General features: G+C 52.6%; 14 protein-coding genes. 8 read left to right on the top strand and 6 right to left on the bottom strand.

Annotated elements, in window-relative coordinates; genetic code table 11:
* Window positions 1-1,218, bottom strand: a complete 1,218-nt coding sequence (locus C8N30_RS08605) for an MFS transporter (RefSeq protein ID WP_025064099.1) — start codon at window positions 1,216-1,218, stop codon at window positions 1-3.
* A 127-nt stretch (window positions 1,219-1,345) separates the two neighbouring features.
* On the opposite strand from C8N30_RS08605, the gene C8N30_RS08600 reads away from it, so the two are divergent.
* From C8N30_RS08600 to C8N30_RS08580, 5 genes are all read left to right on the top strand, one after another.
* Window positions 1,346-2,176 carry a flagellar motor protein MotB gene (locus C8N30_RS08600; protein WP_025064098.1) on the top strand — a complete coding sequence of 277 codons (831 nt, stop codon included), beginning with the start codon at window positions 1,346-1,348 and terminating at the stop codon, window positions 2,174-2,176.
* A gap of 100 nt (window positions 2,177-2,276) precedes the next feature.
* Complete coding sequence (locus tag C8N30_RS08595; protein ID WP_084273634.1) at window positions 2,277-3,572, top strand: flagellar hook protein FlgE; 1,296 nt, start codon at window positions 2,277-2,279, stop codon at window positions 3,570-3,572.
* 58 nt (window positions 3,573-3,630) lie between these two features.
* Entirely contained in the window at window positions 3,631-5,073 is a 1,443-nt protein-coding gene (gene flgK, locus C8N30_RS08590; RefSeq protein ID WP_025064096.1) for a flagellar hook-associated protein FlgK, read from the top strand.
* 3 nt (window positions 5,074-5,076) lie between these two features.
* Window positions 5,077-6,081 carry a flagellin gene (locus tag C8N30_RS08585; protein WP_025064095.1) on the top strand — a complete coding sequence of 335 codons (1,005 nt, stop codon included), beginning with the start codon at window positions 5,077-5,079 and terminating at the stop codon, window positions 6,079-6,081.
* Entirely contained in the window at window positions 6,078-7,190 is a 1,113-nt protein-coding gene (locus tag C8N30_RS08580) for a flagellar basal body P-ring protein FlgI (RefSeq protein WP_037968039.1), read from the top strand. Before C8N30_RS08585 ends, C8N30_RS08580 begins: the two co-directional genes overlap by 4 nt.
* Before the next feature lie 9 nt (window positions 7,191-7,199).
* Here the strand turns inward: C8N30_RS08580 and C8N30_RS08575 are convergent, their stop codons facing one another.
* The 5 genes from C8N30_RS08575 to fliF all read right to left on the bottom strand — a co-directional run bounded on the left by C8N30_RS08575 (window position 7,200) and on the right by fliF (window position 11,229).
* The gene (locus C8N30_RS08575) at window positions 7,200-7,871 is read right to left on the bottom strand and encodes a hypothetical protein (protein WP_025064093.1); all 672 of its coding nucleotides are present in this window, start codon (window positions 7,869-7,871) and stop codon (window positions 7,200-7,202) included.
* Window positions 7,872-7,996: 125 nt separating this feature from the next.
* Window positions 7,997-8,731 (bottom strand): flagellar type III secretion system pore protein FliP, encoded by a 735-nt coding sequence (fliP, locus tag C8N30_RS08570; RefSeq protein ID WP_025064092.1) that lies wholly within the window; start codon window positions 8,729-8,731, stop codon window positions 7,997-7,999.
* Window positions 8,731-9,015, bottom strand: a complete 285-nt coding sequence (locus tag C8N30_RS08565; RefSeq protein WP_025064091.1) for a FliM/FliN family flagellar motor switch protein — start codon at window positions 9,013-9,015, stop codon at window positions 8,731-8,733. Before C8N30_RS08565 ends, fliP begins: the two co-directional genes overlap by 1 nt.
* Window positions 9,008-9,613: a FliH/SctL family protein gene (locus C8N30_RS08560; protein WP_025064090.1), complete on the bottom strand. Its 606-nt coding sequence runs from the start codon at window positions 9,611-9,613 to the stop codon at window positions 9,008-9,010. Before C8N30_RS08560 ends, C8N30_RS08565 begins: the two co-directional genes overlap by 8 nt.
* Window positions 9,610-11,229 (bottom strand): flagellar basal-body MS-ring/collar protein FliF, encoded by a 1,620-nt coding sequence (gene fliF / locus C8N30_RS08555; RefSeq protein ID WP_025064089.1) that lies wholly within the window; start codon window positions 11,227-11,229, stop codon window positions 9,610-9,612. The genes C8N30_RS08560 and fliF overlap by 4 nt, the downstream gene beginning before the upstream one ends.
* 122 nt (window positions 11,230-11,351) lie before the next feature.
* On the opposite strand from fliF, the gene C8N30_RS08550 reads away from it, so the two are divergent.
* The 3 genes from C8N30_RS08550 to C8N30_RS08540 are packed head-to-tail and all read left to right on the top strand — an operon-like array spanning window position 11,352 to window position 12,936.
* A complete protein-coding gene (locus tag C8N30_RS08550) occupies window positions 11,352-11,846 on the top strand; it encodes a flagellar basal body-associated FliL family protein (protein WP_025064088.1) in 495 nt (164 codons plus the stop codon).
* 11 nt (window positions 11,847-11,857) lie between these two features.
* Window positions 11,858-12,283: a hypothetical protein gene (locus C8N30_RS08545; RefSeq protein WP_025064087.1), complete on the top strand. Its 426-nt coding sequence runs from the start codon at window positions 11,858-11,860 to the stop codon at window positions 12,281-12,283.
* The gene (locus tag C8N30_RS08540) at window positions 12,283-12,936 is read left to right on the top strand and encodes a MotE family protein (RefSeq protein ID WP_025064086.1); all 654 of its coding nucleotides are present in this window, start codon (window positions 12,283-12,285) and stop codon (window positions 12,934-12,936) included. Before C8N30_RS08545 ends, C8N30_RS08540 begins: the two co-directional genes overlap by 1 nt.
* The last annotated feature ends 27 nt before the right edge of the window (window positions 12,937-12,963 follow it).

The following is a 12,963-nucleotide window of genomic DNA, read 5'->3' as shown; positions in this document are numbered from 1 at the left end:
TCAGGCAGGAGCCACCGCACGCACACGGGGACGGCTGCGCGACATGAGCCACAGGACAATGGCGATGTTCATTCCGTTCCAGACGATCCCGTTGACGAAGGCCAGAGTGTAAGATCCGCTCAAATCATAGATAAGCCCCGACAGCCAGCCTCCCAGTGCCATCCCCAAAATCGTCGCCATCATGACAAATCCCACGCGCGCACCCGCCTCTTTGGCAGGCATGTATTCGCGCACAATAAGCGCATAGCTGGGTACAATCCCGCCTTGGCTCAGGCCAAAAACCATACTCACCATATACAGCGAAACCATACCTCCCGCAGGCAAATACAAAAATAGCGCAAGCATTTGCAGACATGATCCGATGAGCAGCGTCCGTACACCGCCGAGGCGATCGGCCAACAGCCCTGATATAATACGCGACACGACGCCACCCAGAAGCATCAATGACAGCATTTGCGCGCCAACAGCCGGGCCATAGCCAAGACCGACACAAAGCGCCACGATATGCACCTGAGGCATCGACATCGCGACACAACATCCGATGCCGGCAAACCCCAACATGTACTGCAGTGCACGCGGCGACAGTCCCGCAGATTTCGCGTTTAGCATTGATGCTGAGTGCGCGGCCGTCTGCGCCTCCTCCGGCAAACGGCGGCGTAGCGCAAAGGAAAGCGGAATCACAGTTGCTAGCGTCACAGCCGCCATCACCAGATAGACCGCCCGCCAACCGCTGTCTTCCAAAACAGTAGCGAGTAGCATCGGCCAGATGGCACCCGAGAGGTAGTTTCCCGACGCTGCGATCGCAACCGCAATGCCACGTTTGCGCACAAACCAGTGCGAGATGTCGGCAATCAATGGTCCGAACCCCACAGCCGAGGCAAAGCCAACCAACAGCTGCGCAAAAGAAAGCATCAGGAGCGAACCTGACAGTGTCGCAAGTACATATCCCAGTCCCGTCAACACAGCTGCAACACATAACGACAGCGTGATTCCAAAGCGGTCTACCGCACGTCCCAGTGCATAGTTGCCCGTCGCGAACCCGATCATCGTCAGTGTATAGGGGAGCGAGGCCAATGCACGGCTGCCACCATATTCAACCTCGACCGCAGGCATGATCACAACAATGGCCCACATCCCTGCGTTGATTACTGTCCCCACCAAAAGGGTCAGCACAAGGCGGCTCCATGAATAGCGGCTGTCAGTGATCACATCGTCCATATGTTGATCTGGCAGAAAACGCTCCGCGTTTGCAATGTTTACCTGCTGCTAACCACAAATGATGCATTAGGCTTTTCCTAACGGCTGTTCCGCTATTGCTGGAACGGGTGAAAATGAGGTGGTAGATATGACTGCACAAGCAAATGTAGCGCCAGTCATTATTAAACGTAAAAAGGTCATCAAAGGCGGCGGCCATCATGGTGGTGCCTGGAAGGTCGCCTATGCGGACTTCGTCACTGCGATGATGGCTTTTTTTATGTTGATGTGGCTATTGAACGCGACCACGGAAAAACAAAAGCAAGGGTTGGCGGACTATTTTGCGCCGACAATTCCAATTTTACAGGCATCGGGTGGAGGCAACGGCGCCTTTGGCGGCGACAGTATCTTTTCCGAAGAGACCCTCACCAAAAACGGTACTGGTGCATCGGTCGTTCGTGTTGCTGCCGAAGACAAGGCACGCGGCGCGATTGCAGAGGATACCGACAGCCAGAACACCGCCTTCGAGAGCCTGAACGAGCTGCTTCAGGGGTTCGGAGGAGAATCATTGGTCATGGAGAACGCCCTTGAACATATTGTGACACGCATCACGGACGAAGGGATGGTGATCGAGATCTTCTCATGGGCGGAGCTCCAGATTTTCGAGGATGGCAGTGCGACGCCAACACAGCTGATGCGCGACATTGTCGTATTGATTTCCGAGATTAGCAAAACAGTGCAAAACGATATCGCAATCGGGGGGCACGTCCGCACACAGCCCATTGTTCTGAAGGACAATACTGTTTGGGACCTATCACAGCAGCGCGCGACCCAAGTTCGGCTTTTGATGGAGCGAAATGCCATCATGGCTGCGCGCATAAAGCGGGTTACAGGACACGCCGACCGCGAGAATGCTGTACACAACCCGATGGACATCCGGAATGACAGAATCGAAATCATCCTGTTGAGGGATGTATCCTGATCCAATCAAGTAGACTGAATTTTATCTGTTAGTCCGACATTAAAGGATGTCGGGATATGCCTTGTACCAGAACAGATTGGCAGAGCAGAAAGGCGTGTCTATGACAATATCATCTTCGCTAAACGCAGGGGTTGCGGGGCTTCAATCCAATGCCTCACGATTGTCCAGCATTTCGGATAATATCGCAAATTCCTCGACTCCGGGATATAGACGGGTTCAGACAAATTTTGAATCTATGGTTATTTCAGGCAATGGCGGCAATTATACCGCCGGCGGCGTGCGGGCAGATACGACACGGCTTATTGATCAAAACGGTTCCTTGGTGGCCACATCCAATGCGACTGACCTTGCCGTGCGCGGCCGCGGCTTTTTGCCTGTAGGGCGAGTGTCGGACCTGAACGTAGGCAATGGCGACACCGAACTTTTGCTAACCTCGACAGGCTCTTTCAGAACTGATTCAAACGGGTATTTGACAACTAATTCAGGCCTAGTACTTTTGGGCTGGCCTGCAAATCCGAACGGCACAATCCCGACATTTCCACGCAATACGGACGAGGGGCTTGAACCTGTCCGCATTAACGTAAACCAGCTTTCTGGGGAGCCGACGACGCGGATCACCCTTGGCGTCAACCTGCCCGCGACATCGACCGTGTCAGGCGCGCCCGGTGACGCCCAGCAGCTCGCGGTTGAGTACTTTGGAAATCTGGGCACTTCCGAGAATGTGAATATTACGTTCACCCCATCCGTGCCGGCAACTGGCGCGTCAAATGAATGGACGATGACACTTACCGATTCGGTTGATCCGTCTGTGACGATCGGTGAGTACGTTCTGACCTTCAGCGATGATCGTACTTCAGGTGGGTCACTTGCCTCGGTCACAACTGTTTCGGGTGGCGCATATGATCCGGTAAGCGGCAATCTGATTGTTGATGTGGCAGGTGGGCCTATTGAAATCGGGAATTTGGGGCAAGGTTCTGCAATCAGCCAGTTTTCAGACACCTTCGCACCAGTTTCGATTACAAAGGATGGCTCGCCCGTCGGTAACATGACTGGTGTGACTGTTGACCCAAACGGTTTTGTGAATGCTACCTTCGACACCGGCGTTACGCGGACGATTTTTCAGGTCCCCCTACTCGATTTGCCCAATCCCAACGGCATGATTGCCCTTGATGGCCAGACCTACCGACCCTCTTTCGAGAGCGGAGCATATTTCATGTGGGATGCTGGAGACGGTCCGACAGACGGCATTGTGGGATTCGCCCGCGAAGAATCTACAACTGACGTGGCGAACGAACTTACCGCCATGATTCAGACCCAGCGCGCCTATTCATCGAACGCAAAAGTAATCCAGACCGTTGATGAAATGCTTCAGGAAACCACGAACATCAAACGTTGATTTGAGACGTTAAGGGAGGAGCAAATTGCTCTTCCCTCACCTTACCAAGGGGAAGAGCATGTCTATTACAAGTGCAATGAATTCAGCGATCTCCGGGTTGAGGGCGGCGGCGCGCGGAACAGAAATTGTTTCGGACAATATCTCGAACGCGCTTACACCCAATTACGGTCGCCGCGGCCTCGCTCTCTCTGCCCTCAGCTACGGCGCTTCGGGCGGCGTCAGGATCGACGGTACCACCCGCCACATGAACGAAGGCGTGGTTGCAGACCGCCGGCTTGCAAACGCTGCCTATCAAAACGTCCAAACCGCTGTCGACTTCTTTCGCCGGCTTGAGGATGTGACTGGCCTCGCCGGTGATCCGGAGGGTCTCGGCGGCAGGCTTGCCGCGTTCGAACAAGGCCTGATCACAGCTGCAAGCCGCCCCGATTCCATTGAGCGGCTGGCTGACACAGTACGCGATGCGCATCGCCTTGCCAGCGGAATTGGCTATGCCTCACAGCAGGTTCAGGAAATGCGAACACGTGCCGATGCCGCAATTGACCAAGACGTAGCAATGCTCAATACCGCTCTTGAACAGGTGGCCGAGATTAACAGCCAAATTCTGAAGACGATGTCGCGCGGAGGTACTAGCCCTGCCTTGCTCGATCAGCGGCAAGCCCTGTTGGATACTATCGGCACAGTTGTCCCGGTCAATGTGGTCCCTCGGGACAATGGCGCAGTGGCAATCTACACTGAAGGAGGCGCGATTTTACTGGACATTAATGCAGCTAAGATCGGATTTGACAGGCAGAATACCGTTACGGAATTCCAGACTTTTGACAGTGGATCACTGTCTGGGCTGACACTCAACGGTCAGGATATCCGCGTAAAAGCTTTGGGGGGTGGCAGTTTGGGGGGCCACTTCTCAGTCCGTGACACCCATGGCGTTCAGGCCCAAACACAGCTTGACGCGATAGCCCGCGATCTCATCGAGCGCTTTGAGGGCCCAATGTTGGATTTGACAAGGAATGCAGGCGATCCAGGACTGTTTACCGATAGCGGCGCACCATTCAATGCGGCCAACGAGGTTGGACTCAGCAAACGGTTGGCTATTAATAGTGTCGTTGATCCTGCTGCGGGTGGTGAAGCCTGGCGGCTCCGAGACGGCCTTGGCTCAACGGCCCCCGGACCTTCGGGCGATGCCTCGCTGCTCAATAGACTTCGATCTGTTCTTGATGAAGGGCGGATTCCTGCATCGGGCGTTTTTGGGACGGGCACGCAAAACGCCAATAGTTTGATTTCGAAATTTTCGGGCAACATAGCATCTACACGTGGCGGAGCGGAGAAAGATACGACTTTTACCGCAGCGCGATTGAGCGAATTGACGCAGCTTCAGCTTGCAGACGGCGTTGACACCGATCTCGAGCTGCAAAACCTGTTGGTTCTCGAACAAGCCTATGCCGCCAATGCCCGCGTTATCCAAGCTGCGGATCAAATGCTTGAAACACTCACGAGGTTGTAAAAAATGAATATTGGTTCTCTTGGAGATATGGCACAGTCCTATGCAATGCAATCGCGCAACTCAGCGTTAAAGCAGGACATCCAACGTCTGACGAGTGAATTGGCGTCAGGTAAAATTGCCGATGTGAGACAAGCCGTTGGAGGCAATTCCGCCTATATTAATGATGTCGAGCGCAGCTTGAAAAAACTAGACGCATATGGCCTCGCCACGCGCGAAGCTGGGCAGCTTGCCGAAGGCATGCAGGCAGCATTATCCCAAATCAACACCGTGACAGATTCATTTCGTGCAACTTTACTCACATCCACCGTTTCTGCCCTTGGTGAAACGTCGAACACTCTCCTAACACAAGCCAAAGGCGCGCTTGGTGATGTTATAAGTGCATTGAATACAGGCGTCGGCGGTCGATCGGTGTTTTCAGGCACAGCCACCGATACAAAGCCAATGGCTCCAGCCGAAGATATCCTCGCAGCGCTTGGCACTGCTGTAGCGGGTGCTGGTTCGTTGGATGACATTCTGACAGCGGCTCAAGCGTGGTTTGACGACCCTGCAGGATTCGGTTCAACTGGGTACCTTGGTTCTGATAACTCACTCGCCCCTCTATCGCTATCAGATGGAGAAAAAGCTCAGATTGATATTCGGGCCGATAGTCCCGCATTGCGCAATATCGTACAGAATTTGGCCATTGTCGCACTTGCCGATGATCCTGCTCTAGGTCTCACAAAAGCGCAGCAAAACGAACTTTTTCAAAAGATTACGCCAGGCATCCTCGGTGCAACAGGTACACTCGTAGATATGCAATCTCAAATCGGTTACGCAGAAGAGCGCATAGAAGCAATTACAGTCCGCCAAAGCACCGAGAGGTCAACGCTTGAAATGGCGCGGAATGACCTTTTGTCCATTGACCCCTATGAAACAGCAACTGAACTGGAGCAAGTTCAATTTCAACTTCAAAGCCTTTACGCTATTACCTCCCGCATGTCGCAGCTTTCACTTGTGAATTTCCTATGAGGTTGTTCATTCAGGCTCTTCTTTGTCTTGTTATTACGCTTGCTCAGCAGGGATCAGTCTCAGCCAGCCCTGTGCGAATTAAAGATCTAGTCGATTTCGACGGAGTGCGAGGAAATGATCTTGTGGGATACGGCCTTGTGGTTGGCCTTGACGGATCAGGCGATGGCTTACGCAACGCACCCTTTACCGAAGATATAATGACGAATATCCTCGAGCGCCTCAGCGTCAATGTTACAGGGGAACAGTTTCGACCAAAGAATGTGGCAGCCGTTCTTGTGACTGCGACACTGCCCCCATTTGCACGGACAGGAGGGCAGATTGACGTAACAGTGTCGGCAATAGGAGATGCAAAAAGTCTTCTTGGAGGTACGCTCGTCATGACACCGATGAACGCAGCGGACGGTGAAATCTATGCAGTATCACAGGGTACAATTATAGCTGGTGGCGCCACAGCTGGTGGAGACGGCGGGCAAGTCACGCAGGGAGTACCGACCTCTGGCACCATCCCGTCTGGCGCAAGAATCGAGCGAGAGATCGAATTCCAGCTTAGCTCCCTAAGCGACTTGCGCCTTGCATTGCGAGAGGCCGATTTCACCACGGCAGGCCGCATCGAACAAGCTATAAACCGTGATTTTGGGCGCGGAGTTGCTGTAATGCTCGACAGTGGAACAGTCCTGCTGGACGTTCCAGCAACGCGAATGGAATCGGTCGCTCACGCATTAGGCCGTATAGAAAATATCGAAGTTGAACCAGAACGCAAAGCGCGTGTCGTTGTCGATCAGCGGTCTGGCACAATTGTCATGGGGGAAGATGTCCGCATTTCCCGCGTAGCTGTAAGCCAAGGTAATCTCACCCTTAGGATTCAAGAGGAACCACTTGTCGCACAACCCAATCCTTTTGCTGCAGGCGAGACTGTCGTCGTGCCCAGAACGCGAGCTGCAATTGAGGAAGAGCCGGGCATTGGCCTTGCTGAAATTCCATCTGGCGCCTCCTTGTCAGAGGTTATTGCAGGCTTGAACGCACTGGGCGTTTCCCCCAGGGATATGATTGATATTCTCAAAAGCATAAAAGCAGCAGGGGCGCTTCACGCAGAGTTTGTGGTCCGCTAAGCAGTTTAGCTAAAAAATCTTTATCTCCTTATGAAACAAAGCGGTTATGCCAGGCCAAACACCACACTTAGTTAAAAGTAGAGCACAATATGCAGCATGTGTGAGCTGAGCCACTGCCAGTATCTGCGCAACATCCTGAGGATCTTTCGCGCCGATCACTGCAATGCTTATACTGAAAAATACTGCCATCAGACCCTGAAGCAAATCACAGAACACTCCACGGTCCACTACCCGCATTAATAAGCCCGTTGCTCCAAACACGACAGGGGCGGATTGTCCAATCACGAACCACAAGAGGACCCCGGCAAATGCAGTTCCATCAGGACCGCTGTCGTGTGCCAAGAACCGCGCCGCGCACATTGCCATTAGGATCAAGGCACCGCATACCATCATATAACTCAGATTAACTCGCGCTGCCGCAGACCGAAACATCATCTGATTTTCGATACCTGCCAATGACCTGAGCCGAGGTGCAATTTTCCGCTCCAAAACTGACAGCGAGAGCGGGATGAGCAAAGATGCTGCGCGTGCTAAAATATAAACGGAGAAGGGTTTGGTATCAAAAATACAGAAGGCCAGAAATACGTCAGTATAGCGCGTACCAAAGCGAAAGATCATGGGCGTGTAGCCTGAACCCATGATTGCGACACGAGTTTCAGTCAGCTTACCTTGTTCGTACATTTACCCACTCCCATCGCGATGTCACCCCTGACACGTATAGGCACTATCACATGAGAATTATGGCTAGTTCCTTAAACTGGAGCAGCCAAATAGAGAGTATACGAGCCTCATTAGTAAGTGATTTTCTACAAATAACTCCGAACAAGGCTTCCTGCGATCAGAGCCCACCCGTCAGCGATGACAAAGAAGGCAAGCTTAAATGGAAGGGATACAACAGCCGGCGGAACCATCATCATACCCATGGACATTAAAATTGCTGCGACAACCAAATCGATTATTAAAAACGGTAGATAGATCAGGAAGCCAATTTGAAAGGCGCGTGATATTTCGGACAACATAAAGCTTGGGACTAGGACTGATAGCGGAGCGTCAGGTGTTGGCTGTGCACTAAGAGTATCCGGCCGCAGCTCAGCGAGAGCAAAGAATGTCTCCGGATCAAGCCGGCCGGCCATAAAGATACGAAACGGCTCGAGCGTAAGCGAAAATGCTGTTTCAATGTCAATCTCTTCTCTCGTAAGGGGCCCTATTCCGTTTGCCCATGCAGCAGCAAAAACGGGCTCCATAATGAAATAGCTAAGAAACAGGGCGAGGCTCACAATGAGCATGTTTGGTGGCGATTGCTGAAGTCCGATTGCCTGCCTCAGAATTGAGAAGACAGTTATCAAGAAAGGAAAACAAGTGACCATTACGGCAAGGCCGGCTGCCAGGCTAAGGACAGTAATCAGGGCAAAAAGCTGAATGGTGCGCGCTGAGATCGAACCATCGTCGCCTAATGATATAGATATGTCCTGTGCCATTAACGGCGGCGCGAAGCTTAGCCCTCCGCAGACAAGCAGCAAAAAAAACAAACTCTTTCGCATTAAATGCCCTGACGCATATCAACTACTTGAGTCAAACGAACCACAAGTTGTCCGCTGGCGTCCCCTTCGGCCTCTTCCAGAATGCCACGGGCAATCAGCTTGTCTCCCACATAGAGGTCGACAGGGTCGTCAACCCGCCGGTCCAGCGTAAGCACCGCATTTTCGCCCAACATAACGAGATCTCGGATCAAAGGCCGGGCTTTACCCACACAAACTGTCACTTCTATTGGGACAGAGGTGAACGGGTTTGAAATATCGGTCGCGAGCGTGGTTTGATCAGTCAGCGAAGTGCTCCAGTTGGGAGTGAAAATTGAAGGCGTGCATTGCGTCTGTGATTTCTTGGGAGACCAAATCTAGATTGACTTCTCGCTCGACCATATCGAGAGCAACGAAAAGTTGTTGCGGGCGCAGCGCCTTATCGGCTTTCAGTGCGATCGGCAGCTTCAGTTCCACCCCATCCAATACTTCTTCGAGCATCGGAAAGTCGCTATCAGAAACACGTAGTGTTATTTGTCCTGAAGTTTGACTAGCGGCCATCTCTACCAACTGCTCAATCACATGTGCTCGTAAAGCCGCGCTTGCGGTTCGTGGCAACAGCGAGACCATCAATTGTTGAAAAAGCGGATGTAAACTCTGATTCAGTCGTGACAGCGCATCTTGATAGGTAAACGACAGATCACGCAGGGTATCCAATATCTCATTCGTTACATTCTTTTTCTCGGTCTCAAAGTTACTTTCGGCATCTGTCCAGCCTGCCTGATAACCCTCCTCGAAAGATTGAAGTTTTTGGTCTTCGACGCGCTCCAATGTTTCCGCATCTGGTGGTTCGCCATCGGGATCGAGCGAACTCAAATCGGCGTAGCGATGGGAAATAGATGTCATACTTTCTCCTCCTTATCCTCTAGCCATCCACGCAAAATTTCGACCGTTTCTTCCTGACGCTCACCGATCATCCCGCGTAGCCGCTCAACGGGATCCTGAAATTGGGCGCCACCGATAAACTCCGAATTTTCCGGCTCATATGCTTCCATACTGCCGCGCATAGGCATATTGCCCATGTCCTCCGCGTCAAACATTGTCGGGAAATTTCCTGAAAAATCGTCGGCGTCTCCTGGCACGTCAGCAGGCGCGTCCAACGCTGCAACATCGGCAGCTTGCGGGCGGCTGAGCACCGGCCGGATTACAAACAATCCAAGGATCAACGTTACCACAGCCAAGATAATCATCTGGATCGCGGACAGCAGATCGAGATCGAACTGGTCCATTAAAGATGTACTGGCTGCGGTCCCGGAAGGCGCAACACTCTGGAGCGCCATTGATTTAAGTGTAATAATGTCACCACGCTCGGCATCAAAGCCAACAGCAGACGAGACGAGCTCGCGAAGTGCTTCCATTTCTTCCGCGTTTCTGGATTGGGCGACCGGCTCTCCAACGTCATTCAACACTGTTGTTTCATTCACCAAGACTGCAACAGAGAGGCGTTTGATTGCGCCCGGCGTACGAATAACTTCGCGTTCTGTCTCGGAGACCTCATAATTGATTCGTTCACGCGTTTCATTATTCTGAGAGGTAGACTTGTCGCCGCCACCGGCACCGTCTTGATCTGGCAGATTACTTGCAACCGTGACATCACCACCTCCGGTGCCTTCAGCCGTATTCGTTCGCTCTTCTGTATCACTGCTGATCGCGACCCTTCCCTCAGGATCAAAACTGAGCTCGCGAATTGATTCGCTTTCCGTCACCGTATCCACGCTCACTTCGACAACGGCATTTCCAAACCCGACCCGTGCCTCCAGCAAACGCTGTACGCGCTCTCTGAGCAACTGTGCCTTATCGTCGCCGCCGACAGTTGGAGCTGACTCCTCGGTCGCGCCAATAAGTGCACCATTGGCGTCAATGACGGCAACATCGTCCGGCGATAAGCCAGCGACAGCAGAGGCAACCAAAAACCGTACTGCCTTAGCCTGCGCCGGAGAAATTCCACCACCGTTTGGCGTAAGCGACACAGAGGCTTTTGGCGTCACACCCCGTTGAAAGGGATTCGAGCCAGTACTGGCGATATGAACGCGAGCCATCGCAATTGCCGGGTTAGCAACGATAGTGCGAGCCAATTCCCCCTCTTTTGCGCGCCAATAGGCGGCATCGAACATTTGACTGGTAGTGCCAAATCCTGTGAGTTGGTCCAGCAACTCGTACCCGCGGTTTCCATTTGCGGGCAAACCCTCGCTCGCCAAAGTCAGCCGAAGCTGATCGCGCTGCTTACTATCCACAAAGATCGAGCCGCCGCGCACATCAAAGGCGACGCCGCGTTGCTCCAATGACCGTACAACATCGCCTGCTGCACTGCTCTCAAGGCCAGCATATAAAAGCGTCATACTGGGCGCAGTCGTCATCCGTGCCATTGCCAATATTGCAAAAAACATCGCGCCCGTGGCCGCGATGACAACGAGTTGGCGCTTGATTCCAAGCTGTGTCCAAACATTCAGGTATTGCTGCACATTTGCCTCCGTCACACCGCACGTTCTGTCCGGCTTCGACAACACAAATGACTGATCGGGCTTAACAACCCGTTAGTGCAATTGCGTCTATACCAGGTGGAGCAACAAAGGATCCAAACACCATGGCTGACGAGCAAGCACAACAACCAGAAGATGCCCCCAAGAAGTCAAAGATGCCCTTGATACTTGGGCTTGTGCTCGCGTTGGCTGGTGGCGGTGGTGGCTTTTTTGCGGTCCAGTCCGGGATGATTCTCGGAGGAAGTAAAAAGGCCGATCATGCGGAAGGTAAGGCTGATGCCCTCAAAGATCCTTATGCTGATATCGTATTTGTCGCAATTGATCCGCTAACTATTCCCGTCAAAGCGCAGGGCGGGCAGCGATTGCTCAGGTTCCGCGCGCAGCTCGAAGTACCCAAGAGCCATCAGGAAGATGTGACAAAAGTACTTCCAAGAGTCGTCGACGTTTTAAACAGCTATCTGCGCGCGCTCGAAGTGGCAGACCTAGAAGATCAGACAGCACTTACACGGCTACGCGCACAAATGTTGCGCCGCATCCAGGTCGTTACCGGGCAGGATCACGTTAACGATCTGCTCATTATGGAATTCATACTGGCTTAAAGGAGCATGTGATGGACCTTATCGCAGACATTTTACTGACATTTGGAGCCATTGGCGCAGGCGTTTACTGCTTTGTTCTGGGTCGCCGATTGAACCGTTTCAATGATCTAGAAAAAGGAGCTGGGGGGGCCGTCGCTGTCCTCTCGGCGCAAGTTGACGATTTGACCCGCACTTTGACAGTTGCGAAACAAACGGCAGCAAATTCCGCTCAAACACTGACTGAGCTATCTATGCGGGCAGAAGATATTTCTCGTCGGCTAGAGCTCCAGATGGCATCTTTGCATGACATTCCTGTCACTTCTGTAGCGCAAACTGACCAGCAGCATAAAGCTGTGCCAACACCATCCGCTCCGCCCCCTCCTCCCGCACAGGCTAATCCGACGACACCGATGTTTGCCCGGCGGACCCACTCCACCAATTCAGCAGGAGTTGAATAATGGCCTTGCGACTTCCAAAATTCATGTCCCGCTCGGGGCGCGGCTCAGTATTTGTGATCTCAGCGTTGTTACTCGGCTCCGCGTCGATAAGGCTTATGATAAGCAGTAGCGCAGCACTTGCTCAGTCTGGGCAATTACCTACGACGCAAACACCGACAATAGTGAAAAACCACTCCGAGAACAGTAGTGAAAATTCAGTGGAGACTGACTTAGGTGCTGCATCCACACTCAGCAGCAGCAACCGGACCGAAGTGTCCGCTTTGATTACAGCGCTTGCCGAACGAGAAGCGCAATTATCCGAACGAGAAAAGAAACTCGAGTTACGTCTCCGCGCACTTTCGATTGCGGATTCAGAAATAGAAAAGCGGCTTAAGTCCCTGAGCGATACCGAACAGAGCCTCCGAGCGACCTTGTCCCTGGCTGACGAAGCTTCTGAAAAGGATCTACTGAGACTTACATCTGTTTATGAAAGCATGAAACCAAAAGATGCCGCTGCACTTTTCGAAGAAATGGAACCTAATTTTGCCGCTGGATTCATTGCGCGTATGAGGCCGGATGTCGCAGCATCGGTGATGGCGGGCCTTTCGCCACCGATTGCATACTCGATCAGCGTTATTTTGGCTGGCCGAAACGCCAACTCGCCAAAAACCTGAACCTCCGCTGGGATCAGTTAAGTAAAT

This window comes from Sulfitobacter guttiformis (assembly GCF_003610455.1).
GTDB classification, from domain to species: Bacteria; Pseudomonadota; Alphaproteobacteria; order Rhodobacterales; family Rhodobacteraceae; genus Sulfitobacter; species Sulfitobacter guttiformis.
The sequence above is the reverse complement of the archived record's forward strand: the minus strand, read 5'-3'. Positions and strand labels throughout refer to the sequence as shown.

Excerpts from the sequence above, each read along its gene's own strand:
- C8N30_RS08605 (WP_025064099.1), bottom strand. The coding sequence starts at position 1,218 with ATGGACGATGTGATCACTGACAGCCGCTATTCATGGAGCCGCCTTGTG.
- C8N30_RS08600 (WP_025064098.1), top strand. The coding sequence starts at position 1,346 with ATGACTGCACAAGCAAATGTAGCGCCAGTCATTATTAAACGTAAAAAG.
- C8N30_RS08595 (WP_084273634.1), top strand. The coding sequence starts at position 2,277 with ATGACAATATCATCTTCGCTAAACGCAGGGGTTGCGGGGCTTCAATCC.
- flgK (WP_025064096.1), top strand. The coding sequence starts at position 3,631 with ATGTCTATTACAAGTGCAATGAATTCAGCGATCTCCGGGTTGAGGGCG.
- C8N30_RS08585 (WP_025064095.1), top strand. The coding sequence starts at position 5,077 with ATGAATATTGGTTCTCTTGGAGATATGGCACAGTCCTATGCAATGCAA.
- C8N30_RS08580 (WP_037968039.1), top strand. The coding sequence starts at position 6,078 with ATGAGGTTGTTCATTCAGGCTCTTCTTTGTCTTGTTATTACGCTTGCT.
- C8N30_RS08575 (WP_025064093.1), bottom strand. The coding sequence starts at position 7,871 with ATGTACGAACAAGGTAAGCTGACTGAAACTCGTGTCGCAATCATGGGT.
- fliP (WP_025064092.1), bottom strand. The coding sequence starts at position 8,731 with ATGCGAAAGAGTTTGTTTTTTTTGCTGCTTGTCTGCGGAGGGCTAAGC.
- C8N30_RS08560 (WP_025064090.1), bottom strand. The coding sequence starts at position 9,613 with ATGACATCTATTTCCCATCGCTACGCCGATTTGAGTTCGCTCGATCCC.
- C8N30_RS08550 (WP_025064088.1), top strand. The coding sequence starts at position 11,352 with ATGGCTGACGAGCAAGCACAACAACCAGAAGATGCCCCCAAGAAGTCA.
- C8N30_RS08545 (WP_025064087.1), top strand. The coding sequence starts at position 11,858 with ATGGACCTTATCGCAGACATTTTACTGACATTTGGAGCCATTGGCGCA.
- C8N30_RS08540 (WP_025064086.1), top strand. The coding sequence starts at position 12,283 with ATGGCCTTGCGACTTCCAAAATTCATGTCCCGCTCGGGGCGCGGCTCA.